We start from the raw sequence: 23,007 nt of genomic DNA on the forward strand, positions 1-23,007 counted from the left end.
GTTCCGGTGCGTCTCCTCGGGCGCCGAACGTGTCGGGGGGTCGGCGGGCCGGGGCACCTTGCGTTCGACGCCCTGCGGGGAGCGCCCCTGCACACACCCGACCCCGGCAAATTTCAGCCCCTCCGGCGTTTGAGGAGCGGGTCCGGGCAGAGCCCGGCGGGGTCCGGGGCGGAGCCCCGATCTTTGGGCCGCGCCGTCCAACTGCGCCGCACCAATCCAGCCCCGCCGGCGTTTGAGGCGCGGGCGCGGAGCGCCGTCGGGGTTCGGGGCGGAGCCCCGGGCTTTGAGTCACATCGTCCAGCCTTGCCGCACCATCCAGCCCCGCCGGCGTTTGAGGCGCGGGGTGCGGGGCGGAGCCCCGGCAGGGGGCGCGACGGGAGACGGCGGGAGCGCTAGGCCTCGGGGCCCGGGTTTTGCTCGGCCTGCTCGGCCTGCTTGGCCTGTTCCGCGGCGTGGCGCTTGAGCGCCGCCTCGCGGCCGCGGACGTACCAGATGCCGATCAGGCCGAGGAAGCCGCCGGCCGCGCAGGTCCAGACCCACCACAGCTGGCCCCGGTCGGCGAACCACCCGTAGAAGGGGAGCTGGACGAGGAAGAGGGCGAACCACAGGATCGTGCCACCCGTGACCGTCGCGACGACGGGGCCCTCGAGGGGCTCGGGCGCCTCATGCTTCGCAGTCCATTTCGCCATGGGGCAAGTCTAGGCGCGCAGATTCGTGGTCTACGCGCGGAGATGGACGCCCTTTCGTTCATGTGTTCATACTGAAACGGTTTGGGCGTGGCCCATTTTCTTCGTATGAACCACCCAATGAGGACCGTATGAGCACCCCCACGGCCACCGCCCCGGAGCCTTCCCTCCAGGACTCCTCCGGAGGACTCGACCGCTTCTTCAAGATCTCGGAGCGCGGTTCGACCGTCGCCCGCGAGGTCCGCGGCGGCTTCGCCACCTTCTTCGCGATGGCCTACATCATCGTGCTCAACCCGATCATCCTGGGCAGCGCGAAGGACATGTACGGGCACCAGCTCGACAACGGTCAGCTCGTGACGGCCACCGCCCTGACGGCCGCCTTCACCACCCTCCTCATGGGTGCCATCGGCAACGTCCCGATCGCGCTCGCCGCCGGCCTCGGCGTGAACACGGTCGTCGCCCTCCAGCTCGCCCCCCGCATGAGCTGGCCCGACGCCATGGGCATGGTGGTCCTGGCCGGCTTCGTGGTGATGCTGCTGGTCGCGACGGGCCTGCGCGAGCGGGTCATGAACGCCGTGCCGCCGGGCCTGCGCAAGGGCATCGCCATCGGCATCGGCCTGTTCATCATGCTGATCGGCCTGGTCGACTCGGGCTTCGTCTCCCGCATCCCGGACGCCGCCCACACCACGGTCCCGCTCCAGCTCGGCGGCACCGGCCACCTGGACGGCTGGCCCGTCCTGATCTTCGTGATCGGCGTGCTGCTCACCCTCGCCCTGCTGATCCGCAAGACGCCGGGCGCGATCCTGATCTCCATCGTGGTCATGACCCTCGCCGCGGTCCTCGTCCAGCTGGTCGCGGAGGTGCCCGACTCCGGCTGGGGCCTCACCGTCCCCGAGTGGCCGGGCAACCCGGTGGCCGCGCCCGACTTCGGGCTGGTCGGCGAGGTCAGCCTGTTCGGCGGCTTCGGCAAGGTCGGGATGCTGACCGGCGTCCTCTTCGTCTTCACCGTGCTGCTGTCCTGCTTCTTCGACGCCATGGGCACGATCCTGGGCGTCGGCGACGAGGCCAAGCTGATCGACAAGAAGACCGGCGAGTTCCCCGGCATCAACAAGGTCCTGCTGATCGACGGCCTGGCCGTCGCCTCGGGCGGCGCCACGTCCTCCTCGGCCACCACCTGCTTCGTGGAGTCCACGGCCGGGGTCGGCGAGGGAGCCCGTACGGGTCTCGCGAACGTCGTGACGGGCGCACTCTTCGGCGTGGCCCTGTTCCTCACCCCGCTCGCCACGATGGTCCCGTCCCAGGCGGCCACCCCCGCCCTGGTGGCGGTCGGCTTCCTGATCCTGGCGGGCTCGGTCAAGGACATCGACTGGAGCGACTTCACCATCGCCGTCCCGGCGTTCCTGGCCATGGTGATGATGCCCTTCACCTACTCGATCACCAACGGCATCGGCATCGGCTTCATCAGCTTCTGCGCCCTGCGCGCGGCGACCGGCCGGGGCCGCGAGGTCCCGGTGGCCATGTACGTCGTGGCGGCGGTGTTCGTCTTCTACTACGCGATGCCGGCCCTCGGCCTCACGTAGGCCCCGCCCGGGCTCACGTCAGCCCGTAGAACTTCTCTGTCTCGTCGACGGCCGCCTTGAAGCGCTCGTCGAAGTCATCGCGAATGAGCGTCCGGACCACATAGTCCTGGACGCTCATTCCGCGTTTGGCGGCGTGAGTCCGGAGCCTGTCGAGGAGCTCCCCGTCTATGCGCATGCTCAGCACATGTGTCCCCATGTCGAAAGAGTCGGGGCAGAGGGTGCGGACGCGTGTCACTTTCGGCCGCCGACTCACCCGTACGAGTGACTCGTGCATGACGGCCAAAAGTGGTGTTCCTTAGGGAGAGTAATGAGTTACTCTAAATACATGCCTGACCTTTCCCATGGCGACGACGCTGCCGCCGTGAACGATCTCCGCTCCGCCGTCATGCGGCTGGGCCGGCGCCTGAAGCACCAGCGCGTCGACGAGTCGCTGAGCCCCACCGAGATGTCGGTGCTCGGCACCCTCGCCCGCTGTGGCCAGGCCACACCCGGGGAGCTGGCGCGGCGGGAACACGTCCAGCCGCCGTCCATGACGCGCATCGTCGCGTTGCTGGAAGCCAAGGGACTGGTCACGCTGGAACCGCACCCCGACGACCGCCGCCAGAAGGTGGTCCGCCAGACGGAGGAGGCCGAAGCGATGCTCGAAGAGAGCCGCCGCAAGCGCAACGCCTTCCTGGCCGGGCTCGCGGCCGAGCTGACCGAGGACGAATGGGCCAAGCTGCGCGAGGCCGCACCCGTCCTGGAGAAGCTCGCGCACCTATAGGAACGACGCCAGGAGGCGAACGCTTTTGAGTACGGGAACCGGAGCAGACTCCGCACCCGGCCACATATCCACCCCTACCAAGGCCCCTGTGGCCCCCGCGGGCAAGAACTCGATGTTCAGCTCGCTGAGGATCCGGAACTACCGGCTCTTCGCGACCGGGCAGGTCGTCTCGAACACGGGCACCTGGATGCAGCGCATCGCCCAGGACTGGCTGGTCCTCTCCCTGACCGGCTCCGCCTCCGCCGTCGGCATCACCATCGCCCTGCAGTTCCTGCCGATGCTGATGTTCGGCCTCTACGGAGGCGTACTCGCCGACCGGCTGCCCAAGCGGCCCCTGCTCCTCGCCACCCAGAGCGCGATGGGCCTGACCGGCATCGCCCTCGCCGTCCTCACCCTGGCCGGACACGTCCAGGTGTGGCACGTCTACCTCGCCGCCTTCGCGCTCGGCCTGGTCACCGTCGTCGACAACCCGGCCCGGCAGACCTTCGTGTCCGAGATGGTCGGCAAGGACCAGGTCGCCAACGCGGTCAGCCTGAACTCCGCCAACTTCCAGTCCGCGCGGCTGGTCGGCCCGGCGATCGCCGGCGTGCTGATCACCGCCGTCGGCTCCGGCTGGGCCTTCCTGCTGAACGGACTGTCCTTCGCCGCGCCCCTCGCCGGCCTGCTGCTGATGCGCACGCACGAGCTGCACCCCGTCGAGCCCCGGCCCCGCGCCAAGGGGCAGCTGCGCGAGGGCCTGCACTACGTCGCCGGCCGCCCCGAGCTGATCTGGCCGATCGTGCTGGTGGGCTTCATCGGCACCTTCGGGTTCAACTTCCCGATCTGGCTGTCGGCGTTCGTCAGCGACGTCTTCCACGGGGACGCGGGCACCTACGGGCTCTTCAACACCCTGATCGCGGCCGGCTCCCTGGCGGGCGCCCTGCTCGCGGCCCGACGCGGCCACTCCCGCCTGCGGCTGCTGGTGACCGCGGCCGTGCTGTTCTCCGTGCTGCTGCTCGTGACGGCCTTCGCGCCCGGCTTCTGGCTGTTCGCGGCGCTGCTCGTGCCGATCGGGGTCTTCGGCCTGACGGTCAACGTCACGGCGAACTCCAGCGTGCAGATGGCGACCGACCCCGAGATGCGGGGGCGGGTCATGGCCCTGTTCATGATGGTCTTCACCGGCGGCACCCCGCTGGGTGCTCCGCTGCTGGGCTGGATCACGGACACGTACGGCGCGCGGATCGGGATGGCGGCGGGGGGTGTGATCTCGCTGGTCGCCTCTGTCGCGATCGCGGTGGTCCTGGCACGCGTCGGCAACCTCCGCGTACGGCTCAGCCGCCGAGGCGTCACGTTCGTCCCCTCGGCCACCGTCTCGCGCCGCCGCGAACTGGTGACGGTCGCCTGACCCTGCGGCCCGGCCTCCCGGGGCTCCGCCCCGGACCCCGCTCCTCAAACGCCGGAGGGGCTGGATTTTCCAGCCCCGCCGGCGTTTGAGGCGATCTTTCAGCCCGTCCGGCGTTTGAGGACCGAGGGTTCGGGGGCGGAGCCCCCGGCAGCGGCGCTGCAGCCGTACGCTCGGCGCATGAGACTGTTCGCAGCCGTGCTGCCGCCCGACGCGGCCGTCGCCGAGCTGGCCGAGGCCGTGGACGGAGTCCGCGACGACCGGCTGACGTGGACCGCGCAGGCGGGCTGGCACTTCACGCTCGCCTTCATGGGCGAGGTCCGCGACGACCTGCTCCCCGACCTGCACGCCCGCCTGGAGCGCGCAGCCCACCGCACGGAGCCGTTCCCGCTGCGCCTGCACGGCTGCGGGCACTTCGGGGACCGCGCGCTGTGGGTCGGCGCGGCCGGGGGGCTGCCCGTCCTGCGGATGCTCGCGGAGCGGGCCGACGCCGCCGCCCGGCGGGCCGGGGTGCCGATGGACCAGCACCGCCGCTACACCCCGCACCTCACCCTGGCCCGCAGCCACGGCGCCGCCACGCCCCTGCGCCCGTACCTGGACGCCCTCGCGGGCTTCGAGGGCACGCCCTGGCAGGTCGGCACGCTCAGCCTCGTCCGCAGCAACCTGCCCGTGAGCGGGGTGCCCGGCGAGCAGCCCCGCTACGAGACGGTCGGGTCCTGGCCGCTGCGCGGCTGAGCGGTACCGCGTGCGGGACCACCCGCGGGCCGCGTTAGGCTCGACGGGTGGATCCCAAGACCAGAAACCGTGTGATGGCCGGTGTGCTCGTGCTGATGTTCGTCGTCGTGGCCGTGGCGGCTGCCGTCGGGCAGTAGCCCGAGCCGTCTACCAGGCGAAGGCCTCCGGGGAGGCTCCCGGGCCGGGGAAGATCTCGTCCAGGCCCGCCAGGACCTCCTCGGAGAGCTCCAGCTCCACCGCCCGCAGCGCCGAGTCGAGCTGTTCCTGCGTGCGCGGCCCGACGATCGGCCCGGTGACCCCGGGACGCGTCAGCAGCCACGCCAGCCCGGCCTCGCCCGGCTCCAGGCCGTGCTTGTCCAGCAGGTCCTCGTACGCCTGCACCTGCGCGCGTACGGAGCTGTTGGCGAGCGCCTCCGCCGACCGGCCGGAGGCGCGGCGGCCGCCCTGGACCTCCTTCTTGATGACCCCGCCCAGCAGGCCGCCGTGGAGCGGGGACCACGGGATGACCCCGAGCCCGTACGCCTCCGCGGCCGGGATGACCTCCATCTCCGCGCGCCGCTCGGCGAGGTTGTAGAGGCACTGCTCGCTGACCAGCCCGAGCCGTCCGATGCGCGCCGCGGCCTCGTTGGCCTGGGCGATCTTCCAGCCGGGGAAGTTCGAGGAGCCCGCGTAGAGGATCTTGCCCTGCTGGATCAGGACCTCGACGGCCTGCCAGATCTCCTCGAAGGGGGTCCGCCGGTCCACGTGGTGGAACTGGTAGACGTCGATGTAGTCGGTCTGCAGCCGCTTGAGGCTGGCGTCGACGGCCCGCCGGATGTTCAGCGCCGACAGGCGGTCGTAGTTGGGCCAGGTCTCGCCCTCGGGCGCCATGCTCGCGTAGACCTTCGTGGCGAGCACCGTCTTCTCGCGGCGCCGGCCGCCCTGGGCGAACCAGGTGCCGAGGATCTCCTCGGTGCGGCCCTTGTTCTCGCCCCAGCCGTAGACGTTGGCGGTGTCGAAGAAGTTGATCCCCGCGTCGAGGGCGGAGTCCATGATCGTGTGGCTTTCGGGCTCACCGGTCTGGGGGCCGAAGTTCATGGTGCCGAGTACAAGTCGGCTGACCTTGAGGCCGGTGCGTCCGAGCTGTGTGTACTTCATGGGGCACTAGCCAACTGCTTGGAGTGCACTCGAAGCAAGGCCCTTCCGTGAAAGGGGTGTTACAGCGGGTCGTTCTGCACCCGCCCGGGCCCGTACGGGCCGCCGATCCCCCACGCCTGGTGCAGCACGGCCGCGAACTCCCCCGCCAGCCGGTGCTCGCCGGAGGCGTTGGGGTGGGTGCCGTCGTAGGTGTCGTGGTGGATGTCGTACGCGTCCGGGCGCGCCGCCAGCAGGACCGGCGAGGCGGCGGTCGTCAGGTCGGCGACCGCCTTGGCGAGGAGCTCGTTGAAACGGGCGACCTCGGCCGCGAAGGGCGCGTCCTCCTCGGCCCGGCTGTTCGGGATGACGGGCAGCAGCACCATGCGGACGGCGGGGCGGGCGGCGCGGGCCCCGGCTATGAAGCGGCGGACGTTGGCGGCGGTCTGCTCGGCGTCGGTGTAGAAGCCGAGGTCGATCAGGCCGAGGGAGACGAGCAGGACGTCGGCCCGGGCGGCGCCGGCGGCGGGGCCGATGAGGGGGGCCATGTGCTGCCAGCCCTCGCCCCAGCCGGCCAGGTGGCGGCGGGCGTCAGCGGGGAAGGCGGGGTCGGCGTACGCGTCGGAACCCTCGTACAGCTCGCTGCGCGGGCCGACGATCCGGTAGGGGCCGCCGAAGGTCGAGTCGAGGTGCTGCCACATCCGGTAGCGCCAGGTGAAATCGCCGGCGCGTCCGATGGTCATGGAGTCGCCGACGAACATGAAACGCATCCGGTCATCATCGCGGATCGCGCGACAGAAACCTCTGTGACGCCGGACACGGGGCACGAACTGGCAGGCTGGAGCCATGCGCATGCCCCTGCCGTCCGCCGCAGCCGCCGCCGCTGCCGTCGCCGTTGCCACTGCCGCCCTCGTCGCGCTGCCGGGCGCGGCCTTCGCGGCGGAAGTCCCCGCGGCCTCCTCCTTCACCATCTCCGATCCGCGGATCAGGGAATCCAGCGGGCTCGCGGCCAGCCGGATCCATCCGGGCGTGTACTGGACGCACAACGACAGCGACGACGGCCCGTACGTCTACGCGGTGGACTCCGCCACGGGCCGGACGGTGGCCCGGGTGACGCTGACCGGGATCGGCAAGCCGCGCGACGTCGAGGCGATCTCGCTGGGGCCGGACGGACAGCTCTACGTCGGCGACATCGGCGACAACCGGAACGGCACCTGGGACCACGTGTGGATCTACCGCTTCCCGGAGCCGAAGCAACTGGGCGACACCACGGTCAAGGCCGCGCAGTTCACGGTGCGGTACGCCGACGGGGCGCGCAACGCGGAGGCGCTGATGGTCCATCCGGTGACGGGGCGGGTCTACATCGCGAGCAAGGACGAGAGCAAGGGCGGCCTGTACGAGGGGCCCGCGGAGCTGTCTGCGGACGGCTCGAACGTGTTCCGGCGGGTCGCCGACGTGCCGTGGGTGACGGACGGGGCGTTCTCCCCCGACGGGAACCGGCTGACCCTGCGGGGCTACTTCGCGGCGCGCACGTACCCGTGGAAGGACGGCAGGCCGGAGGGCGAGGGCGAGCGGGTCGACGCACCGTGGCAGGGGCAGGCGGAGTCGGTGACGTACACGCCGGACGGCTCGACGCTGATGTTCGGCGCGGAGGGCGAGGGCAGCCGCGTGATCGCCGTCCCGGTGAGCCAGGCCTCCCCGGGCGCCTCGGCCGCACCGCCGAAGCCGGGCTCCCCGTCGGAGGCCGCGCAGTCGCCGGAGCCGACGGGTGGCTTCGGCAAGGGAGCGGTCGTCCTGGCGGTCGGCCTGGCCATCATCTTCACAGCCAAACACCTCCTGCGCCGCCGCCCCCGCGATTGACCCGCGCCTCTTCGGCTGCCGCCGGGCAAATCCAGCCTCGCCGGCGTTTGAGGCGCGGGGGTCCGGGGGCTGGCCCCCGGCAACGGCGCCGCGCCTGACCACGTACTTCGGCGCCCGCGCCGCTGCTGGGGCTCCGCCCCAGACCCCGCTCCTCAAACGCCGGAGGGGCTGAATTGCCCAGCCCCGCCGGCGATTGAGGCGCGGGGGTGCGGGGGCGGCGCCCCCGGAAACGGCGCCGCACCCGACCATGCGCGGGGTTACTCCTCCCGGATCGGCACGCGGCCGTTTACGGCAGGACCCGCTGAGCCAGTCGTGGTATCTGCTGAGCGGCCCGCAGGGCTCTGGCCCATGGTGGACAGGAGTTGGCGGGCCACGCCCAGGCCCGTGCCGCCCATCGTCAGGGCCTTGGCGAACATCTCCGACATGCCCTCGGCCCCGTTCAGCAGCACCATGTGCTCCACGTTCCCGAAGGCCCCCGCACCCGCCTCCACGATCGCCGGCCAGTTCTCGGCCAGCTGCTGCGCGACGACCGCCTCCTGGTTCTCCGCCAGCGCGGCGGCCCGCGCCTTGATCGCCTCGGCTTCGGCCAAGCCGCGCGCCTTCGCCGACTCGGCCTCCGCGAGGCCGCGCGCCTGGGTGGCCGCCGCCTCCGCCTCGCCCGTGGCCCGCGTCGCCTTCGCCGACGCCAGACCCCGCGCCTCCGTGGCCGTCGCGTCCGCGGTCGCCGCCGTCGTCACCCGCGTGGCCTCCGCGGCCGCCGCGAGCTCCGTCTCCTTCGCCTTCGCCTGCGCCGCGGAGATCCGTGCGTCGCGCTCGGCCTCCGCCCGGGTCCGGGTCTCGTACGCCGCCGCGTCCGCGGGCTTGCGCACGTCCGCCTGCAGCTGCTGCTCGCGCCGGTGCGCCTCCAGTTCCGCGACGCGGGTCTCCTGGACGACGACCTCCTGCCGTGCGGCCGCCTCGGACAGCGGGCCCGCCTGACGGGCCGTCGCCGCCGCCTTGTCGCGTTCGGCCTGGTAGCCGGCCTGCAGGATCTCGCTGTCCCGCGTCGCCTCGGCCATCCGGGCGAAGGCGGCCTGTTCGGCCTCCGTGGCCAGCCGGTTCGCCTCGGCCTGCGCGATGCGGGCGTCCCGCTGCACGGCGGCCGCGTGCGGCATCGCCAGGTTCTTGATGTAGCCGGTCGGGTCCTCGATCTCGTGGATCTGCAGCGAGTCGACGATCAGTCCGAGCTTCTCCATCTCGGTGCCGCAGGCCATCCGGGTCTGGCCGGTCAGCTTCTCCCGGTCGCGGATCATGTCCTCGACCGTCAACCCGCCCACGATGGACCGCAGATGGCCCGCGAAGACGATGTGCACCCGCTCCGGCATCATCTTCTGCTGGTCCAGGAAGCGGCGGGCCGCGTTGGCGATCGACACCAGGTCGTCGCCGACCTTGAAGATGACCACGCCCTTCACCCGCAGCGGGATGCCCTGGTGGGTGACGCAGTCCACGGACAGCTGCGTCTCGTTGAGGTCCAGGGAGAGTTTCCGTACCGCCTGCACCCCCGGCAGGACGAGCGTTCCGCGCCCGGTGACGATCCGGAACCCCATGCCCTGACCGACGCCCTCGGTCTTGTGCGTGGAACCGGAGATGACGAGTGCCTCGTTGGGCTCGGCGACCCGCCACATGAGCTTGAACAGGCCTATCGCGGCCACGATTGCGGCGAGAACGATTCCCGCCACGACGCCGATAGCCATCGGCAACGCCCCCTTATTTCCAGTGCCGTTCGGCACCGATGAGGGCGAGTCTGCGCCTGCCGCGACCCGTCGTGAAGACGGGGGCGCGTTCTTGTACCCATCTTGATACGTACAGGTCACGCGGGGGCGGCGGCCGTCTCAGTCGCCGTAGGCAGCCATCACGTACACCGTGCGCGGCGGCTGGTATTCGACCACCGTCACCATCGTTCCGACGGCCAGCCGGCCGGTGCCGTGGATCGGGTGGGCGAGGAAGTGCTCCGCCCCGCCCCGGATCCGTACGATGACCTCGCCCACGAGGCCCGGGCCGACCGTCCCGGTCACCCGGCCGGTCATTCCCACCATGTCCATGCCCGTGTCAGCGCCCGTGTCCCCCATGGGGTGAGGGTACGCCGCCGGGCCGCGCGGCGACCCGCCCGCGGCGGTGTGCGTCCTTACGAGTGGCCGAGGTCCTCGGCCGGCAGGTCCGAGGCCGAGACCGGGACCGAGCCCGTGTCCGTGGCGGCGACCGGCCGCAGGGTGAACTCGTCCGAGGCCATCGAGTCGAGCACCGGCGGAGCGGGCCGCATCGGCGTCGGCATGACCGCGGCCTCCGAATGGCCGCCGCAGCCGTACGACAGCGACACCAGACGGCCGTCGGCCGGGCTGAACTCGTTCGCGCAGACGCCGAAGGCCTGGCCGAGCGAGCCGCCGATCGCGACCAGGAAACCGCAGGAGACACAGGACGCGGGTGCGGCTTGCGCCATCGGGGTCTTCGCGCCGAAGCCCTCGTCCCATCGGTCGGCCGCACTGTGCAGCCCGTACCGCGACAGCACGCGCGCCCGGCGCATGCCCAGTTCCTCGGCGACCGACGTGATGGAGCCGCGTACGGGGACCACCGCGCGGTCGGTGACGTCGGCGTCCTCGGCCTCGACCAGTTCGGCCATTTCGGTGGAGACCACCGAGTTCGGCGGCGGGGTGTCCTCACCCGACCAGCCCGGCTCCAGGCGCAGGTCCTCGGCGTCCGTGGGCAGCAGGTCGCCCGGGCCCATGTCGCCGGGGCGCAGCCGCTCGCTCCACGGCACCCACTCGGGGGCCAGCAGGGCGTCGTCGCCGGGCAGCAGCACCGTTTCGTCGAGCGTGACGTTCTTCGCGCGGGAGGCGCGGGTCACGGTGACGGCCCAGCGCCAGCCCCGGTAGCCCGGTTCCTTGGACTCGAAGAAGTGGGTGACGACGCGGTCGCCCTCCGCCACGGCGGAGACGTGCGCGCCCACCACTCCGGGGAAGGCGGCCTCCTCGGCCGCCGCGCGGGCGAGCTCTACCGCCTCGACGCACAGGCGGTCGGGGGTACGCGGGGTACGGCTTCGCGTCGTCGCAGCACTCACTGGTCTCGTTCTCTCCTACGCCGTCTCACGTGTGCGCCGTCCGTACTGTCGTCCACAACGACCCGTCGGTGCTGTCCGTACGTGGCGCGGGCGGAGCGGACCAGAGGGCCGCGTCGACGTCCGCACCCGATCGGACTCCGGGCGCACCTCACTGCGACCCATTCTGCGGGATCACGAAGAGGCGCGCGGCCAGGAGCAACCGCCGGTGGCGCGCTACGCACGCTACCTCCTCTTAAGCCTCGGGCACACATGCAAGGTCCGATTCGCGGACAAGCCACCGGCTCCGTGACGCGCCGGGAGGCACCCGCGGGGGGCCCGGTGGGGCACTATGTCGAGTGTGGCACCCGCACGGTCGTCCGACGACGGCTCGGGACCGGCCAAGCGGGCCGGCCGGGCTGTCGGGCGTGCCCTGCACCTTCCGTTCACGGGTACGGCGCGCGGGATCCGGCGGGCCACGCACGCGCACGGAGCCGGGGAGTCGGGCCTCGGCAAGCTGATCGAGCTGCACGCCATCAACGGCGCCGGCGACATGATGATCACGGTGGCGCTGGCCTCCACGGTGTTCTTCTCCGTACCCACGGACGAGGCGCGCGGCCGGGTGGCCCTGTACCTGGCGATCACGATGGCTCCCTTCACCGTGCTGGCCCCCGTGATCGGGCCGCTGCTGGACCGGCTGCCGCACGGCCGCCGGGCGTCGATGGCGGCCGCGATGCTGGCCCGGGCGCTGCTGGCGCTGATCATGTCGGGCGCCGTGGAAACCGGGGGGATCCAGCTGTACCCGGCGGCGCTGGGCGTGCTGGTCGCGTCCAAGTCGTACGGGGTGGTGCGCAGCGCGGTGGTGCCGAGACTGCTGCCGCCGAAATTCTCACTCGTCAAGGCGAACTCGCGGGTCACCCTGGCGGGCCTGCTGGCCACGGGCGTGGCGGCGCCGGTGGGCGCGGGACTGAACACGATCGGGCCGCAGTGGCCGCTGTACGGGGCCTGCGTCATCTTCGTGTGGGGGGCCTTCGCCGCGTTCACGCTGCCGCACCGGGTGGACGAGGCGAAGGGCGAGCGCCGTGCCCGGCTGTCCACGCACGAGGCCCATTCGAAGCGGCCGGGCCTGCGCACGATCAGCCGCTCGGTGCTGTGCGGACTGCTGGCGAACGCCTCGATGCGCGCGCTGTCCGGGTTCCTGATCTTCTTCCTGGCGTTCCTGCTGCGCGAGCATCCCCTGGAGGGGCAGAGCGCGGCGGTGTCACTGGGGATCGTGGCCGTCTCGGCGGGCGTGGGCAACGCCTGCGGTACGGCGGTGGGCGCGTGGCTGCGGGCCCGGGCGCCGGAGGTCATCATCGCGTCGGTGCTGTGCCTGACGCTCGCGGTCGCGGTGCTGGCGGCGGTCTTCTTCAGCGGGCTGTTCATGGCCGTACTGGGCGCGACGGCGGGCTTCTGCCAGGCGCTGGCGAAGCTCTCGCTGGACGCGATGATCCAGCGGGACGTGCCGGAGGCGGTGCGGACGTCGGCGTTCGCCCGTTCGGAGACGGTGCTGCAGGTGGCGTGGGTGCTGGGCGGGGCGATCGGCATCGTGCTGCCGCTGAACGGAGTACTGGGCATGTCCGTGGCCGCCGCGATCGTCGCCCTCGGCACGACGATGGCCCTCCGCGGCGTCGTCTCGGCCCCCCGCCACCACCAAGGCGCCTCCCGCCCCCGGGTCGCATGACCGCCTGCTGCGCCGTTGCCGGGGCTCCGCCCCAGACCCCGCGCCTCAAACGCCGGCGAGGCTGGATCGTCCAGCCCGCCCGGCGTTTGAGGGCACGGGCGCGGAGCGCACGTACGGGGTCCGGGGCGGAGCCCCGGCTACGGGGCCGCACCCGAGTCCCGCGCCGCGCCGCAGGCCACGGGTACCCCATGCAGCGGCGCAGCCCAGGGGCCCGATAGCCTTCGGCTCATGACCGCACCGCTTTTCTCGGGTAGGGCCCGCCGCAGCGTCGCGGCCCTCGGAGCCGTGTCCGCCGGACTCCTCCTCCTCTCCGCCTGCGGCGGAGAAAAGCCGACCCCCCTGGCGACCGTGACGGTCGGCAGCTCGTCGGTGTCCGCCGAAGCCTCCTGCCACGGTGGCGACGAGGCGCTCTCCATGGACGAGGTCCAGGAGTGCCTGACCAACCTCAAGGACCCCAAGACCATCGAGTACGCCCGTGGCGACACCCTGCGCCTCGGGGTCGAGCCGGAGGTCGTCGAGGACGGCAAGAGGTGGTCGGCGGTGCTCGACGGCCAGCCGATCACCGAGCCCTCCTCGAACACGTACCGCAGCTTCCCGGGTGCCGACGTCTTCGCGACCGGCGGCCAGGGCGAGGCGCCGGCGTCGAAGAAGCTGGCGTTCCTGCAGGTCGGCGAGGACGGCAAGCCGCTCGCCGTCTGGTCCTTCAACCTCAAGCTCAAGTAGCCGGACGGCACCGGTGCGCGCGCTCGTCGTGACCGCGGTGGTGGCCGAGGCCGACTCGATCATCACCGGTCTGACCCCTCATCCGGACTCTCCCGGTCCTGAGCCGCGCACCCTTCCCCTGGGGTATCCCCGGACGAAGTCTGGGGAGGGGTACCTCATCACCCGCCGGGACCTTCCGGGCATCGCCTTCGACGTGCTCGTCGGGGGCGTCGGGCCGGCGGCGGCCGCCGCCGGCACCGCCACCGCCCTGGCCCTCGCCGACTACGAGCTCGTCGTCTCGGCCGGCATCGGCGGCGGGTTCGATCCCGCCGCCCCGGTCGGCTCCCTGGTGGTCGCGGACGCGATCGTCGCCGCCGACCTGGGTGCCGAGACCCCCGAGGGCTTCCTCGACGTGAGCGCGCTGGGCTTCGGCCGCAGCGTGCACCTGCCGCCGGCCGAGCTCGCCGCGCGCGCCGCCGAGGCGACCGGGGCGCTGCTCGCGCCCGTGCTGACCGTCTCCACCGTCACCGGGACCGCCGCCCGGGCCGCCGATCTCGCCGCCCGGCACCCGATGGCCGGGGCCGAGGCCATGGAGGGCTTCGGGGTCGCGGAGGCGGCGGCCGCGCACGGGCTGCCCGTACTGGAAGTCCGCGCCGTGTCCAACGCCGTGGGCCCGCGCGACCGTGCCGCCTGGCGGATCGGGGACGCGCTGACCGCGCTCACCGCCGGCTTCCGCGTGCTGGGGCCCGTACTCGCGAACTGGGGAGAACGCCATGAGCACGACCACCGGTGAACCGCTGAAGATCGCCTACTCGCCCTGCCCGAACGACACCTTCGTCTTCGACGCCTGGGCGCACGGCCGGGTCCCGGGCGCGCCCGCGCTCGACGTCACCTTCGCGGACATCGACCTCACCAACGGCATGGCCGAGCGCGGCGAGCTGGACGTGCTGAAGGTGTCGTACGCCGTGCTGCCGTGGGTGCTGGAGGAGTACGCGCTGCTGCCGTGCGGCGGTGCGCTCGGGCGCGGCTGCGGCCCGTTGGTGCTTGTAAAGGATCGCAGCCTGACGCGCGAGCCGGGACTGGACCTGGCCGGGAAGACGGTGGCGGTGCCGAGCGAACGCTCCACCGCCTACCTGCTGTTCCGGCTGTGGGCGGCGGACGTCCTGCCCGAGGGCGTCGGCAAGGTGGTCGTGCTGCCGTTCCACGAGATCATGTCGGCGGTGCGCGACGGCCGGGTGGACGCCGGACTGGTCATCCACGAGGCCCGGTTCACCTATCAGGACTACGGGCTGCACTGCCTGGCCGACATGGGCGAGCACTGGGAGTCCACGACCGGTCTGCCGATCCCGCTCGGCGCGATCATCGCGAAGCGCACGCTGGGTGCGGAGCGGCTGCGCGCGCTGGCCGAGTCGGCCCGTACGTCGGTCCGGATGGCCTGGGACGACCCGGAGGCCTCGCGCCCGTACGTGCGAGCCCACGCGCAGGAGCTGGACCCGGCCGTAGCCGACCAGCACATCGGGCTGTACGTCAACGAGTTCACCGCCGACCTCGGCGACTCCGGCTACGCGGCGGTGCGCGGGCTGCTGACCCGGGCGGCGGCGGAGGGACTGGTACCGGCCATCGCGCCCGGCGCGCTGGCCTTCCCGTAGTCCCGGACGCCCCTCGCACGACCGCGCCCCGCCGCTCTTCCGAGTGGCGGGGCGCAGGTGTGCGAGCGTCGGTCAGACGTCCAGCTGGTCGGCCACCGCGCGGAGCAGTCCGGCGATCTTCGTGCCGTGCACCTTGTCGGGGTAGCGGCCGCGCTCGAGCATCGGGGTGATGTTCTCCAGCAGGGTGGTGAGGTCCTGCACGATCGAGGCGAGCTCGTCGGGCTTGCGTCGCTGGGCTGCCGCCACGGACGGCGCCGGGTCCAGTACCGTCACCGAAAGTGCCTGGTCACCGCGTTGTCCGGCGACGACGCCGAACTCGACTCGTTGACCGGGCTTGAGGGCATCGACCCCGGCAGGGAGCACCGACGAGTGGACGAAGACGTCGCCGCCGTCGTCGCGGGAGAGAAAGCCGAAGCCCTTCTCACTGTTGAACCACTTGACCTTGCCGGTAGGCACGTCCGTCCTCTGTCCTTGTGCTCGTCGGGGGCCCGGAGTGCCGTGAACGGCTCCGGACAACAGCGCAGCGGGCCATGTGTGACCCGCCACCTCAAGGCTAATGGTCGGGGGCCGGGTGACAAGACGTTCCCCGGTCCTTCACGGTCGGCTGCTTCGGCCAGGGAACTACCCTGGTGAGGTGACTGTTACTCCTCATTCAGACGAAGCGCGGCCCGGCGACGCATTGGTCAAGGCCGGCGGCATCGTGTTCATCGCCGGGGCCGTGGCCACGCTCGCGACGATGGCTCCGCTGTTCCTCGACGTCGATCCGTTCCCGCCGTACGCGTGGGCGGTGTGCATGCTCATGGGCGTCGGCTTCGCCATCTCCGCGGCGGGCGTGCTCCGCTCGGCCGCGGCGCAGCGCAAGGCGGCCCGGGCCTCGCAGGCCTGAGCCGGGGCTGCGCCCTCACGGGCCTGGGCGGGGCGCTGCGCCTCGCGGGCCCGGGCGGGGCGCTGCGCCTCGCGGGCCCGAGCCGGGTCCGTTCAGACGGGCTGGGCGGCGACGTACCGCGCGAGCCACTCGGGCAGCGCGGTGAGGTCCGGCAGCACCACGTCCGCGCCAGCCGCGCGCAGTTCGGGCTCGGGGCACGGGCCGGTCGGCACCGCCACGGACAGCGCGCCGGCCGTGCGGGCCCCGCGTACGTCGCCGACGTGGTCGCCGACGTAGACCTGCGCGCCGTACTCGCGCAGCGCGCCGGCCTTGGCCTCCGCCCAGAGCCAGCCGATGACCGCGTCCGGCTCGATGCCGAGGTGCGCCAGGTGCAGCCGGGCGTTGGGCTCGTGCTTGGCCGTGACGACGATCGCGCGGCCGCCGAGCGCCTGGACGGCCTCGATCGCCTCGCGGGCGCCCGGCATCGCCGGGGTCGGCTCGATGGCGTACGCGGGGTAGATCTCGCGGTAGCGGTCGGCCATCGCCGGGATCTCCGCCTCCGGGAACCAGTACGCCAGCTCCTCGTCCAGCGGCGGGCCCAGCCGCGTGACCGCCTCGTCGGCGTCGATGAACGTGCCCGTCTCGGCCGACAGGGCCTGGTAGGCGGCCCTGATGCCCGGACGGGAGTCGATGAGGGTCATGTCGAGGTCGAAGCCGACGGTGAGGTTCATACGAGCCATTGTGCCGAGGTGGGGTGACAGCAGGCCGACACCGGGCCTACAACGGGGGAACGTACACTTAGGGTCGCCTTACCAATTCGTGAAATAGGTGACATGTCTGCGCCTGCCCTCCGACGCGCCCGCGGTGCTGCTGGACGGGGCCGCCCTGTCCTCGCTGCCCACCCGGCAGATCGCGCAGACCATCGGGCTGCTCCCGCAGTCCCCGGTGGCCCCGGAGGCCATCACGGTCGGCGACCTGGTCGCGCGGGGCCGCCAGCCCCACCAGCACTGGTGGCAGCAGTGGTCGGAGGCGGACGAGCGGGCGGTGTCGGAGGCGATGGCCCGCACCTCGGTGGCCGACCTGGCCGACCGGCCCGTGGACGCCCTGTCGGGCGGGCAGCGCCAGCGCGTGTGGATCGCCATGGCCCTCGCCCAGGACACCGAACTGCTCCTCCTGGACGAGCCGACGACCTTCCTCGACATCGCCCACCAGGTGGAGGTGCTGGACCTGATCCGTCGCCTCAACCGGGAGCGCGGCCGCACGGTGGTGGCCGAGGGCCCGCCGTCGTCGGTGGTCACCGCCGAACTGGTCGAGGAGGTCTTCGGCCTCGCCTCGCTCGTCATCCCGGACCCGGTGACGGGCTCGCCCCTGGTGATCCCGGGCGCCCCCTGGGCGGCCCGCCCGTAGTCCCCGCCCGCCCTTCACCTTCGTGTTCAACCTTCGTGTTCGACATTCGTGTTCAACCTTCTCCGCGCGACAGCACTCAGGACAGGGGTGAGAGACACGATGTGAAGAGGGAGGGCGGATGCCGCCAGGCACCGAGCACGACCAGGGGCACGATTCCGGCCTCGATTTCGAGGCCTTCGCCCGGACCGCTCAGCGCAAGCTGTACCGGACCGCGTACCTGCTGTGCGGCGACGCCGACGGCGCACGCGATCTGACCCAGACGACACTCGCCAAGCTGTTCCAGCACTGGCGGAAGGTGTCCGCCGCCGAGTACCCCGAGGCGTACGCCAGGACCGTACTGACCCGCACCTTCCTCGCCGAACGGCGACGGCGGCTGCGCGACCTGCTGGCCCACCGGCACTCCGACCCGGGGCCCCGACCCGAACACGCCGAACTGCGCGTCACCCTGCTCGCCGCCCTCGCCGAACTGCCGCCGCGGGCCCGGGCCATGGTCGTCCTGCGCTACTGGGAGGACCTCAGCGTCGAGACCGTCGCCCAGCTGCTGCGCTGCAGCGAAGGAACGGTCAAGAGCCAGTGCTCGCGCGCCCTGGCGAAGCTGCGCACCCGGCTGGGCGAGGCCCACATCTACGCAACCGAGAGCTGAGGAGCCGTCATGAACAACACCGAAGACCTCGACCACGCCAGCAGCCTCCTGCTGGTCCGGGACGCGATGAACCGTACAACCGCGGACCTGCCCGCACTCCCCGACCTGTCGGGCCCGGCCCGCGCCCAGGGCCTGCGCCGCAGGGCACGGGTCCGGGCGGCGATCGGCGGCGGGGTCCTGACCGTCGTGGCGGTCGCCGTGGCCGGAGCCGTCGCACTGCCGGACAGCGGCTGGGGGGCGACCGGCATCGGGGTGGCGGCGCAGCCCTCGGACAGCCGGCCCCAGCCCCAGCCACCGGTCCATCTGGAACCGTCCCCGGGCGAGTCGTCGATGGCCGACCTGCCGGCCGACGAGCGGGCCCGGCAGGAGCAGTTCCAGAACCGGGCCGTTCCCGTCCTCCAGGGCCTGCTGCCCGAGGGGGTCGGCACCCTGCAGCGGACCGACCTGTCGGTGCGGCTGTACCAGGGCACGAAGGACGGCAAGACGTTCACCGTCGTCTTCTCGGTCCGGCCGACCGGCTCGGACACCGACCCGCGCACCTGCCTGGAGGTCAAGGGCCGGACCTGCAAGAAGGGCGCCCTGCCCGACGGCACCGAGGTCATCGCGTCGACCTCGCCCGTCAACGACGGCGACGTCACCGAGTCCCGGATCTTCTTCCGCTACAACAAGAGCAACGTCTCACTGTCCGTCAGCCCGCACGACGCCTCCCACACCTCGGCCCCCGTCACCAACGACCAACTGCTCACCCTCGCCAAGGCCCCCGCCTTCCTCGACCTGGTCAAGTCCGCGGACGCCGAGCCGGTGGAGGAGGCCCAGAAGATCCTCCCGGCGGGCGAGTGAGCCCCGCCCCATCCAGCCCCGCCTGCGGGCACCTCCCAGCGGTAGCTGGGGCAGTTTGAGGCGCGGGGCCCCGCTCTTCCAGCCCGGCCACACCACTCCAGCCCGGCGGCACAATCCAGCCCCGCCGGCGTTTGAGGCGCGGGGCCGGGGGCGAGCCCCGATCCTTCACCGCGCCGCACCATCCAGCCCCGCCGGCGTTTGAGGCGCGGGGTCCGGGGCGGAGCCCCGATCTTTGAGCCTCGCCGGCGTTTGAGGCGTGGGGTCTGGGGCGGAGCCCCAGGGGGCCCGGGCAAGGCCCGGCCCCGCCCCTCAGCGCCGGCGGGCCCGCCACACCAGGTAGACCGCGGAGGCGACGGCCGCGCCCCGCAGCAGCCACGGCCACATCCCGTGCAGGGCCCCACCCAGCTGCTCGTCCGCCAGCGTCTCACCCCACCGGCCGTCCATCCGGCCCCACAGCCACACCCCCGCCCCCGCGAGGACCACGCCGGGCGGGCCGAAGACGGCCCACTTCCGCTCGGCCGGCCGCAGCACCCGCGAGGCGTACGGCAGGAGCCAGCCGACGATCAGCAGCAGCCAGTACCCGGTGGCCACGCCGACGACGAGGACGGCCGCGGCCAGCAGCAGGAGGGCGTTCGGGCGCGGCCGGGCCGGGGCCGGGGCCGCGGCCGTCTCCGGCTGCCCGGCGGCGGCCTCCTTCCTGGCCCGCCGCCGCTCGCGCAGGAACCGTACGAGGCCCTGCGCCCCCGACGGCGCGGGCCCGGGCGGGCCCTGCGCCTCCTTCCCCGCCCCGTCGGCCTCTTCCTCCGCGTCCTCCCCGAACAGGTCCGGGATCTCGATCCCGCCCGCGAAGCCGTCGACCTGCGGGCCCGAGCCGTACGCGGCGGGCGACACCCGCCACCAGTCGGGTTCGGCCCCGCCGGACGGGCCCAGTTCGTCGAGCCCGGCCAGGTGCGGCGGCACGTTCTCGGGCTCGGCCTTCGGCTTCGGCGCGGGCGCGCCCGGGCGGCGCAGGCGCCCGGGGGCCCGCTGCACGGGTACCGACGCGCCAGACGCGCCCGGGGCGAACGGCGCGGCCGCCCCCGCGGCGGGGGCGCCATGGCCCTGCCGGGAGCCGAGCGTGTCCAGGACCTCCTCGGGCGTCCCGATCCGCTCCAGGATGCGGCGTACGGCCGCCGGGGTCTCCGGTTCGTACTTGGCGCGCCGACGGTCGATCTCGTCCCGCAGCCCCGCCACCAGCCGCATCCGGTCGCCCGAGGAAAGGTGCCGCTGCTGGGCCAAGTCCCCGACGCGGCTCAGATATTCGTAGACCAGATGGTCGCTTTCGATCCCCATGCCCCGGCTCCTCCCGTACCGCCCACCCGAAAGGTAGCGCGTGCGCCCGTGGAGCCGTCGCGGGCACAGCGGATACCGTTGGCCGGATGGGGACCGGCCGACTGACCGGCCGACGCGACCAGGAGGCGACTGTGCCCGAGGCAAGTACTGCCGGGGGATCCGGCGGAAGCGGAGCCCCGCGCTCCCTCGCCGAGGCGTTGCGCGCCCGCGACGACGCGGCGCTCGCCACCCTGCTGCACGCGCGCCCTGACCTGCTCGGTCCGGTGCCCGGCGACGTGACGCAGCTGGCCACCCGCGCCGGCACCCGGGCCTCGGTGGTACGGGCGCTGGAGCGCCTGGACCGCTTCACCCTGCAGACGGCCGAGGCGCTCGCCGTGGCGCCGGACCCGTGCCCGTACCCGGTGCTGGAGTCGCTGCTGACCGGCGAGGAGGGCACCACCGGCGAGGACAACGGCGCCCGTGCCGCGCTCCCCCGGGCCCTGGGCACCCTGCGCGACCAGGCCCTGGTGTGGGGCGACGACGACCGGCTGCGCCTGGTGCGCACCGCCCGCGAACTGCTCGCGCCCTCCGCGCAGCGGCCCTCGCCGACCGGCCTCGGGCCCACCGTCGCCGAGGCCACGTCCGGCATGTCGCCGACCCGGGTCCAGGAGATCGTGGCGGCGGCCGGGCTGCCCGCGACGCACGACCCGGTGTCCGCGGTCTCGGCGCTGACCGGGCTGTTCACCGATCCGGAGCGGATGTCCGCGCTGCTGGACGAGGCTCCGGCGGAGGCGCACCAGGTGCTGGGGCGGCTCGTGTGGGGGCCGCCGTACGGGGAGGTGACCCCGAACCCGACCGCGCCCGTGCGCTGGCTGCGCGACCGGGGGCTGCTGCTGCCCGCGACGGCGCGGACCGTCGTACTGCCGCGCGAGGTGGCGCTGCACCTGCGCGGCGGGCTCGCGCACCGGGACACCGCGCCGGTGGCTCCGACGGTGGCCGCACACCGCGAGCACCGTCCACAGCTTGTGGACGCGAACGCCGCCGGGCAGGCGCTGGCCGCGCTGTCCACCGTCGAGGAACTGGTGAAGTCCTGGGAGCACGCGGCTCCGCTGGTGCTGCGGGCGGGCGGGCTCTCCGTACGGGACCTGAAGCGGGCCGCCGCCACCCTGGACACGACCGAGCCGTCGGCGGCGTTCTGGATCGAACTCGCCTACGCGGCCGGGCTGCTGGCCAGTGACGGGGAGGCGGACGAGCGGTACGCGCCCACTCCCGCCTTCGACGACTGGTGCGAACTCCCGCCCGCCGAACGGTGGACGGCGCTGGTGCGGGCCTGGCTGCCGGCCACCCGCACGTCCGGCCTGGTCGGCGAACAGGACGCCAAGGCACGCACGCTGTCCGCGCTCGGACCGGACCTCGACCGCTCCGCCGCCCCGGAGGTCCGCCGGCGCGTCCTGGAACTCCTCGCCGCCCTTCCGGAAGGCGGCTCGCCCGACGCGGAGGCCGTGCTGGACCGGCTCGCGTGGGAGCGTCCCGTACGCGGTACGAGCGATCTGCGCACCCGCCTCGCGCGGTGGGCGCTGACCGAGGCGGAGGTCCTCGGCGTGACCGGCCGGGGCGCCCTGTCCGGGCCCGGCCGTGCCCTGCTCGCGCACGAGGACCCGACGCCGCTGCTGGCGCCCCTCCTTCCCGAGCCGGTGGACCACGTCCTGCTCCAGGCGGACCTGACGGCGGTGGCCCCCGGTCCGCTGCGCCGGCCGCTCGGGGACACCCTGGCGGTGCTGGCGGACGTGGAGTCCAAGGGCGGGGCGACGGTGTACCGCTTCACGCCCGGCTCGGTGCGCCGGGCCCTGGACGCCGGGCACGCCGCCGCCGACCTGCACGCCTTCCTCAAGGAACACAGCCGCACCCCGGTGCCGCAGCCCCTCGCCTACCTCATCGACGACGTGGCCCGGCGCCACGGGCACCTGCGCGTGGGCGTTGCCTCCTCGTACGTCCGCTGCGACGACGACGCGATGCTGGGCGAGATCCTCGCCGACAAGCGCTCGGCGGGGCTGGGTCTGCGCCGCCTCGCCCCCACCGTCCTGGCCGCACAGGCCGAACCGACCACCCTCCTGGAGGGGTTGCGGGCGATGGGGTACGCGCCGGCCGCGGAGTCCCTGACCGGCGACGTCCTGGTGGCGCGGGCCGACGCCCACCGCGCACCGGCCCGCTCGGCGCCCGTACCGGTGCCGGACGGTCCGCCGGTCCCGGACGCGACGCTGCTGACGGCGGCCGTACGGGCGATCCGCGCGGGCGACCTCGCGGCGACGGCGGTCCGCAAGGAGCCCACCCCGTCCACCGGCACCCCGGGCGAACTCCCGCGCACGAGCGCGGCGGAAACCCTGGCGACCGTCCAGGCGGCGGCCCTGACCGGCTCGGCGGTGTGGATCGGCTACGTGAACGCGGACGGCGCGGCCAGCCAGCGCGTCATCGCCCCGGTCCGCGTGGAGGGCGGCTTCGTCACGGGCTACGACCACACCGCGGACGAAGTCCGCACCTACGCCCTCCACCGCATCACGGGCGTAGCCGAACTGGCAGAGGACCAGGTCTAGCCAACCCGCGCCAAATCCAGCCCCGCCGGCGTTTGAGGCGCGGGGTCTGGGGCGGAGCCCCGGTCTTTCAGCCTCGCCGGCGTTTGAG

At 73.1% G+C, this 23,007-nt stretch carries 23 protein-coding genes and 1 pseudogene; 14 read left to right on the forward strand and 10 right to left on the reverse strand.

Going from position 1 to position 23,007, the window contains the following annotated elements; genetic code table 11:
• Positions 1-392: 392 nt before the first annotated feature.
• Positions 393-689, reverse strand: coding sequence for a DUF2530 domain-containing protein (locus ACIPYQ_RS16695; RefSeq protein ID WP_401251477.1), 297 nt, complete (start codon positions 687-689; stop codon positions 393-395).
• Positions 690-817: 128 nt separating this feature from the next.
• On the opposite strand from ACIPYQ_RS16695, the gene ACIPYQ_RS16700 reads away from it, so the two are divergent.
• Positions 818-2,266: an NCS2 family permease gene (locus ACIPYQ_RS16700; RefSeq protein ID WP_401251480.1), complete on the forward strand. Its 1,449-nt coding sequence runs from the start codon at positions 818-820 to the stop codon at positions 2,264-2,266.
• A gap of 13 nt (positions 2,267-2,279) precedes the next feature.
• Here the strand turns inward: ACIPYQ_RS16700 and ACIPYQ_RS16705 are convergent, their stop codons facing one another.
• Positions 2,280-2,462, reverse strand: a complete 183-nt coding sequence (locus tag ACIPYQ_RS16705; RefSeq protein ID WP_030156886.1) for a hypothetical protein — start codon at positions 2,460-2,462, stop codon at positions 2,280-2,282.
• Positions 2,463-2,591: 129 nt separating this feature from the next.
• Between ACIPYQ_RS16705 and ACIPYQ_RS16710 the strand changes: the two genes are divergently transcribed.
• The 3 genes from ACIPYQ_RS16710 to thpR all read left to right on the forward strand — a co-directional run bounded on the left by ACIPYQ_RS16710 (position 2,592) and on the right by thpR (position 5,145).
• Entirely contained in the window at positions 2,592-3,029 is a 438-nt protein-coding gene (locus ACIPYQ_RS16710; protein ID WP_319728456.1) for a MarR family transcriptional regulator, read from the forward strand.
• Between the two features lie 25 nt (positions 3,030-3,054).
• Complete coding sequence (locus tag ACIPYQ_RS16715; protein WP_401251484.1) at positions 3,055-4,413, forward strand: MFS transporter; 1,359 nt, start codon at positions 3,055-3,057, stop codon at positions 4,411-4,413.
• A 177-nt stretch (positions 4,414-4,590) separates the two neighbouring features.
• Positions 4,591-5,145, forward strand: coding sequence for an RNA 2',3'-cyclic phosphodiesterase (gene thpR, locus ACIPYQ_RS16720; protein ID WP_401251487.1), 555 nt, complete (start codon positions 4,591-4,593; stop codon positions 5,143-5,145).
• Positions 5,146-5,292: 147 nt separating this feature from the next.
• On the opposite strand, the gene ACIPYQ_RS16725 is transcribed toward thpR, so the two are convergent.
• Positions 5,293-6,282 (reverse strand): aldo/keto reductase, encoded by a 990-nt coding sequence (locus ACIPYQ_RS16725; RefSeq protein ID WP_401251489.1) that lies wholly within the window; start codon positions 6,280-6,282, stop codon positions 5,293-5,295.
• A gap of 59 nt (positions 6,283-6,341) precedes the next feature.
• Complete coding sequence (locus ACIPYQ_RS16730; protein ID WP_401251492.1) at positions 6,342-7,028, reverse strand: GDSL-type esterase/lipase family protein; 687 nt, start codon at positions 7,026-7,028, stop codon at positions 6,342-6,344.
• A gap of 76 nt (positions 7,029-7,104) precedes the next feature.
• Here ACIPYQ_RS16730 and ACIPYQ_RS16735 point away from each other — a divergent pair, with 76 nt between their 5' ends.
• Positions 7,105-8,118, forward strand: coding sequence for a WD40 repeat domain-containing protein (locus ACIPYQ_RS16735; RefSeq protein WP_401251494.1), 1,014 nt, complete (start codon positions 7,105-7,107; stop codon positions 8,116-8,118).
• Positions 8,119-8,375: 257 nt separating this feature from the next.
• On the opposite strand, the gene ACIPYQ_RS16740 is transcribed toward ACIPYQ_RS16735, so the two are convergent.
• The 3 genes from ACIPYQ_RS16740 to ACIPYQ_RS16750 all read right to left on the reverse strand — a co-directional run bounded on the left by ACIPYQ_RS16740 (position 8,376) and on the right by ACIPYQ_RS16750 (position 11,212).
• Positions 8,376-9,851: a flotillin family protein gene (locus tag ACIPYQ_RS16740; RefSeq protein ID WP_401251497.1), complete on the reverse strand. Its 1,476-nt coding sequence runs from the start codon at positions 9,849-9,851 to the stop codon at positions 8,376-8,378.
• Positions 9,852-9,989: 138 nt separating this feature from the next.
• A complete protein-coding gene (locus ACIPYQ_RS16745; RefSeq protein WP_401251500.1) occupies positions 9,990-10,226 on the reverse strand; it encodes a hypothetical protein in 237 nt (78 codons plus the stop codon).
• Positions 10,227-10,282: 56 nt separating this feature from the next.
• Entirely contained in the window at positions 10,283-11,212 is a 930-nt protein-coding gene (locus tag ACIPYQ_RS16750) for a DUF3027 domain-containing protein (RefSeq protein ID WP_401251503.1), read from the reverse strand.
• Between the two features lie 328 nt (positions 11,213-11,540).
• Here ACIPYQ_RS16750 and ACIPYQ_RS16755 point away from each other — a divergent pair, with 328 nt between their 5' ends.
• The 4 genes from ACIPYQ_RS16755 (at position 11,541) to ACIPYQ_RS16770 (ending at position 15,262) form a co-directional block, all read left to right on the forward strand.
• Positions 11,541-12,911, forward strand: coding sequence for an MFS transporter (locus tag ACIPYQ_RS16755; RefSeq protein WP_401251506.1), 1,371 nt, complete (start codon positions 11,541-11,543; stop codon positions 12,909-12,911).
• A gap of 228 nt (positions 12,912-13,139) precedes the next feature.
• A complete protein-coding gene (locus ACIPYQ_RS16760) occupies positions 13,140-13,634 on the forward strand; it encodes a DUF2771 domain-containing protein (protein WP_361759200.1) in 495 nt (164 codons plus the stop codon).
• A gap of 13 nt (positions 13,635-13,647) precedes the next feature.
• Positions 13,648-14,406, forward strand: a complete 759-nt coding sequence (locus ACIPYQ_RS16765) for a futalosine hydrolase (protein ID WP_401251509.1) — start codon at positions 13,648-13,650, stop codon at positions 14,404-14,406.
• On the forward strand, positions 14,387-15,262 hold the full coding sequence (locus ACIPYQ_RS16770) for a 1,4-dihydroxy-6-naphthoate synthase (RefSeq protein ID WP_401251512.1): 876 nt from the start codon (positions 14,387-14,389) through the stop codon (positions 15,260-15,262). The genes ACIPYQ_RS16765 and ACIPYQ_RS16770 overlap by 20 nt, the downstream gene beginning before the upstream one ends.
• A 72-nt stretch (positions 15,263-15,334) precedes the next feature.
• On the opposite strand, the gene ACIPYQ_RS16775 is transcribed toward ACIPYQ_RS16770, so the two are convergent.
• Positions 15,335-15,718, reverse strand: coding sequence for a cold-shock protein (locus tag ACIPYQ_RS16775; RefSeq protein WP_030012939.1), 384 nt, complete (start codon positions 15,716-15,718; stop codon positions 15,335-15,337).
• Between the two features lie 178 nt (positions 15,719-15,896).
• Between ACIPYQ_RS16775 and ACIPYQ_RS16780 the strand changes: the two genes are divergently transcribed.
• Entirely contained in the window at positions 15,897-16,148 is a 252-nt protein-coding gene (locus tag ACIPYQ_RS16780) for a hypothetical protein (RefSeq protein WP_361759191.1), read from the forward strand.
• A 92-nt stretch (positions 16,149-16,240) separates the two neighbouring features.
• On the opposite strand, the gene ACIPYQ_RS16785 is transcribed toward ACIPYQ_RS16780, so the two are convergent.
• Complete coding sequence (locus ACIPYQ_RS16785; protein WP_361759188.1) at positions 16,241-16,867, reverse strand: HAD family hydrolase; 627 nt, start codon at positions 16,865-16,867, stop codon at positions 16,241-16,243.
• A 121-nt stretch (positions 16,868-16,988) separates the two neighbouring features.
• Between ACIPYQ_RS16785 and ACIPYQ_RS16790 the strand changes: the two are divergent.
• From ACIPYQ_RS16790 to ACIPYQ_RS16800, 3 genes and pseudogenes are all read left to right on the forward strand, one after another.
• Positions 16,989-17,534 (forward strand): annotated as a pseudogene (locus tag ACIPYQ_RS16790) (ABC transporter ATP-binding protein); the annotation flags it as partial.
• 118 nt (positions 17,535-17,652) lie between these two features.
• Entirely contained in the window at positions 17,653-18,177 is a 525-nt protein-coding gene (locus ACIPYQ_RS16795; protein ID WP_401251517.1) for a SigE family RNA polymerase sigma factor, read from the forward strand.
• 9 nt (positions 18,178-18,186) lie between these two features.
• Positions 18,187-19,017, forward strand: coding sequence for a hypothetical protein (locus ACIPYQ_RS16800; protein ID WP_401251519.1), 831 nt, complete (start codon positions 18,187-18,189; stop codon positions 19,015-19,017).
• Between the two features lie 309 nt (positions 19,018-19,326).
• On the opposite strand, the gene ACIPYQ_RS16805 is transcribed toward ACIPYQ_RS16800, so the two are convergent.
• Positions 19,327-20,349 (reverse strand): hypothetical protein, encoded by a 1,023-nt coding sequence (locus ACIPYQ_RS16805; RefSeq protein ID WP_401251522.1) that lies wholly within the window; start codon positions 20,347-20,349, stop codon positions 19,327-19,329.
• An 86-nt stretch (positions 20,350-20,435) separates the two neighbouring features.
• Between ACIPYQ_RS16805 and ACIPYQ_RS16810 the strand changes: the two genes are divergently transcribed.
• A complete protein-coding gene (locus tag ACIPYQ_RS16810) occupies positions 20,436-22,919 on the forward strand; it encodes a helicase C-terminal domain-containing protein (RefSeq protein ID WP_401251525.1) in 2,484 nt (827 codons plus the stop codon).
• Positions 22,920-23,007 lie beyond the last annotated feature (88 nt).

The organism is Streptomyces sp. NPDC090045 (genome assembly GCF_044747975.1).
Lineage (GTDB): Bacteria > Actinomycetota > Actinomycetes > Streptomycetales > Streptomycetaceae > Streptomyces.

What these genes read in the sequence shown, in the direction of transcription:
- ACIPYQ_RS16695 (WP_401251477.1), bottom strand. Translation starts at nt 689, where the DNA reads ATGGCGAAATGGACTGCGAAGCATGAGGCGCCCGAGCCCCTCGAGGGC.
- ACIPYQ_RS16700 (WP_401251480.1), top strand. Translation starts at nt 818, where the DNA reads ATGAGCACCCCCACGGCCACCGCCCCGGAGCCTTCCCTCCAGGACTCC.
- ACIPYQ_RS16705 (WP_030156886.1), bottom strand. Translation starts at nt 2,462, where the DNA reads ATGGGGACACATGTGCTGAGCATGCGCATAGACGGGGAGCTCCTCGAC.
- ACIPYQ_RS16710 (WP_319728456.1), top strand. Translation starts at nt 2,592, where the DNA reads ATGCCTGACCTTTCCCATGGCGACGACGCTGCCGCCGTGAACGATCTC.
- thpR (WP_401251487.1), top strand. Translation starts at nt 4,591, where the DNA reads ATGAGACTGTTCGCAGCCGTGCTGCCGCCCGACGCGGCCGTCGCCGAG.
- ACIPYQ_RS16725 (WP_401251489.1), bottom strand. Translation starts at nt 6,282, where the DNA reads ATGAAGTACACACAGCTCGGACGCACCGGCCTCAAGGTCAGCCGACTT.
- ACIPYQ_RS16730 (WP_401251492.1), bottom strand. Translation starts at nt 7,028, where the DNA reads ATGCGTTTCATGTTCGTCGGCGACTCCATGACCATCGGACGCGCCGGC.
- ACIPYQ_RS16735 (WP_401251494.1), top strand. Translation starts at nt 7,105, where the DNA reads ATGCGCATGCCCCTGCCGTCCGCCGCAGCCGCCGCCGCTGCCGTCGCC.
- ACIPYQ_RS16740 (WP_401251497.1), bottom strand. Translation starts at nt 9,851, where the DNA reads ATGGCTATCGGCGTCGTGGCGGGAATCGTTCTCGCCGCAATCGTGGCC.
- ACIPYQ_RS16745 (WP_401251500.1), bottom strand. Translation starts at nt 10,226, where the DNA reads ATGGGGGACACGGGCGCTGACACGGGCATGGACATGGTGGGAATGACC.
- ACIPYQ_RS16755 (WP_401251506.1), top strand. Translation starts at nt 11,541, where the DNA reads ATGTCGAGTGTGGCACCCGCACGGTCGTCCGACGACGGCTCGGGACCG.
- ACIPYQ_RS16760 (WP_361759200.1), top strand. Translation starts at nt 13,140, where the DNA reads ATGACCGCACCGCTTTTCTCGGGTAGGGCCCGCCGCAGCGTCGCGGCC.
- ACIPYQ_RS16770 (WP_401251512.1), top strand. Translation starts at nt 14,387, where the DNA reads ATGAGCACGACCACCGGTGAACCGCTGAAGATCGCCTACTCGCCCTGC.
- ACIPYQ_RS16785 (WP_361759188.1), bottom strand. Translation starts at nt 16,867, where the DNA reads ATGGCTCGTATGAACCTCACCGTCGGCTTCGACCTCGACATGACCCTC.
- ACIPYQ_RS16795 (WP_401251517.1), top strand. Translation starts at nt 17,653, where the DNA reads ATGCCGCCAGGCACCGAGCACGACCAGGGGCACGATTCCGGCCTCGAT.
- ACIPYQ_RS16800 (WP_401251519.1), top strand. Translation starts at nt 18,187, where the DNA reads ATGAACAACACCGAAGACCTCGACCACGCCAGCAGCCTCCTGCTGGTC.
- ACIPYQ_RS16805 (WP_401251522.1), bottom strand. Translation starts at nt 20,349, where the DNA reads ATGGGGATCGAAAGCGACCATCTGGTCTACGAATATCTGAGCCGCGTC.
- ACIPYQ_RS16810 (WP_401251525.1), top strand. Translation starts at nt 20,436, where the DNA reads ATGGGGACCGGCCGACTGACCGGCCGACGCGACCAGGAGGCGACTGTG.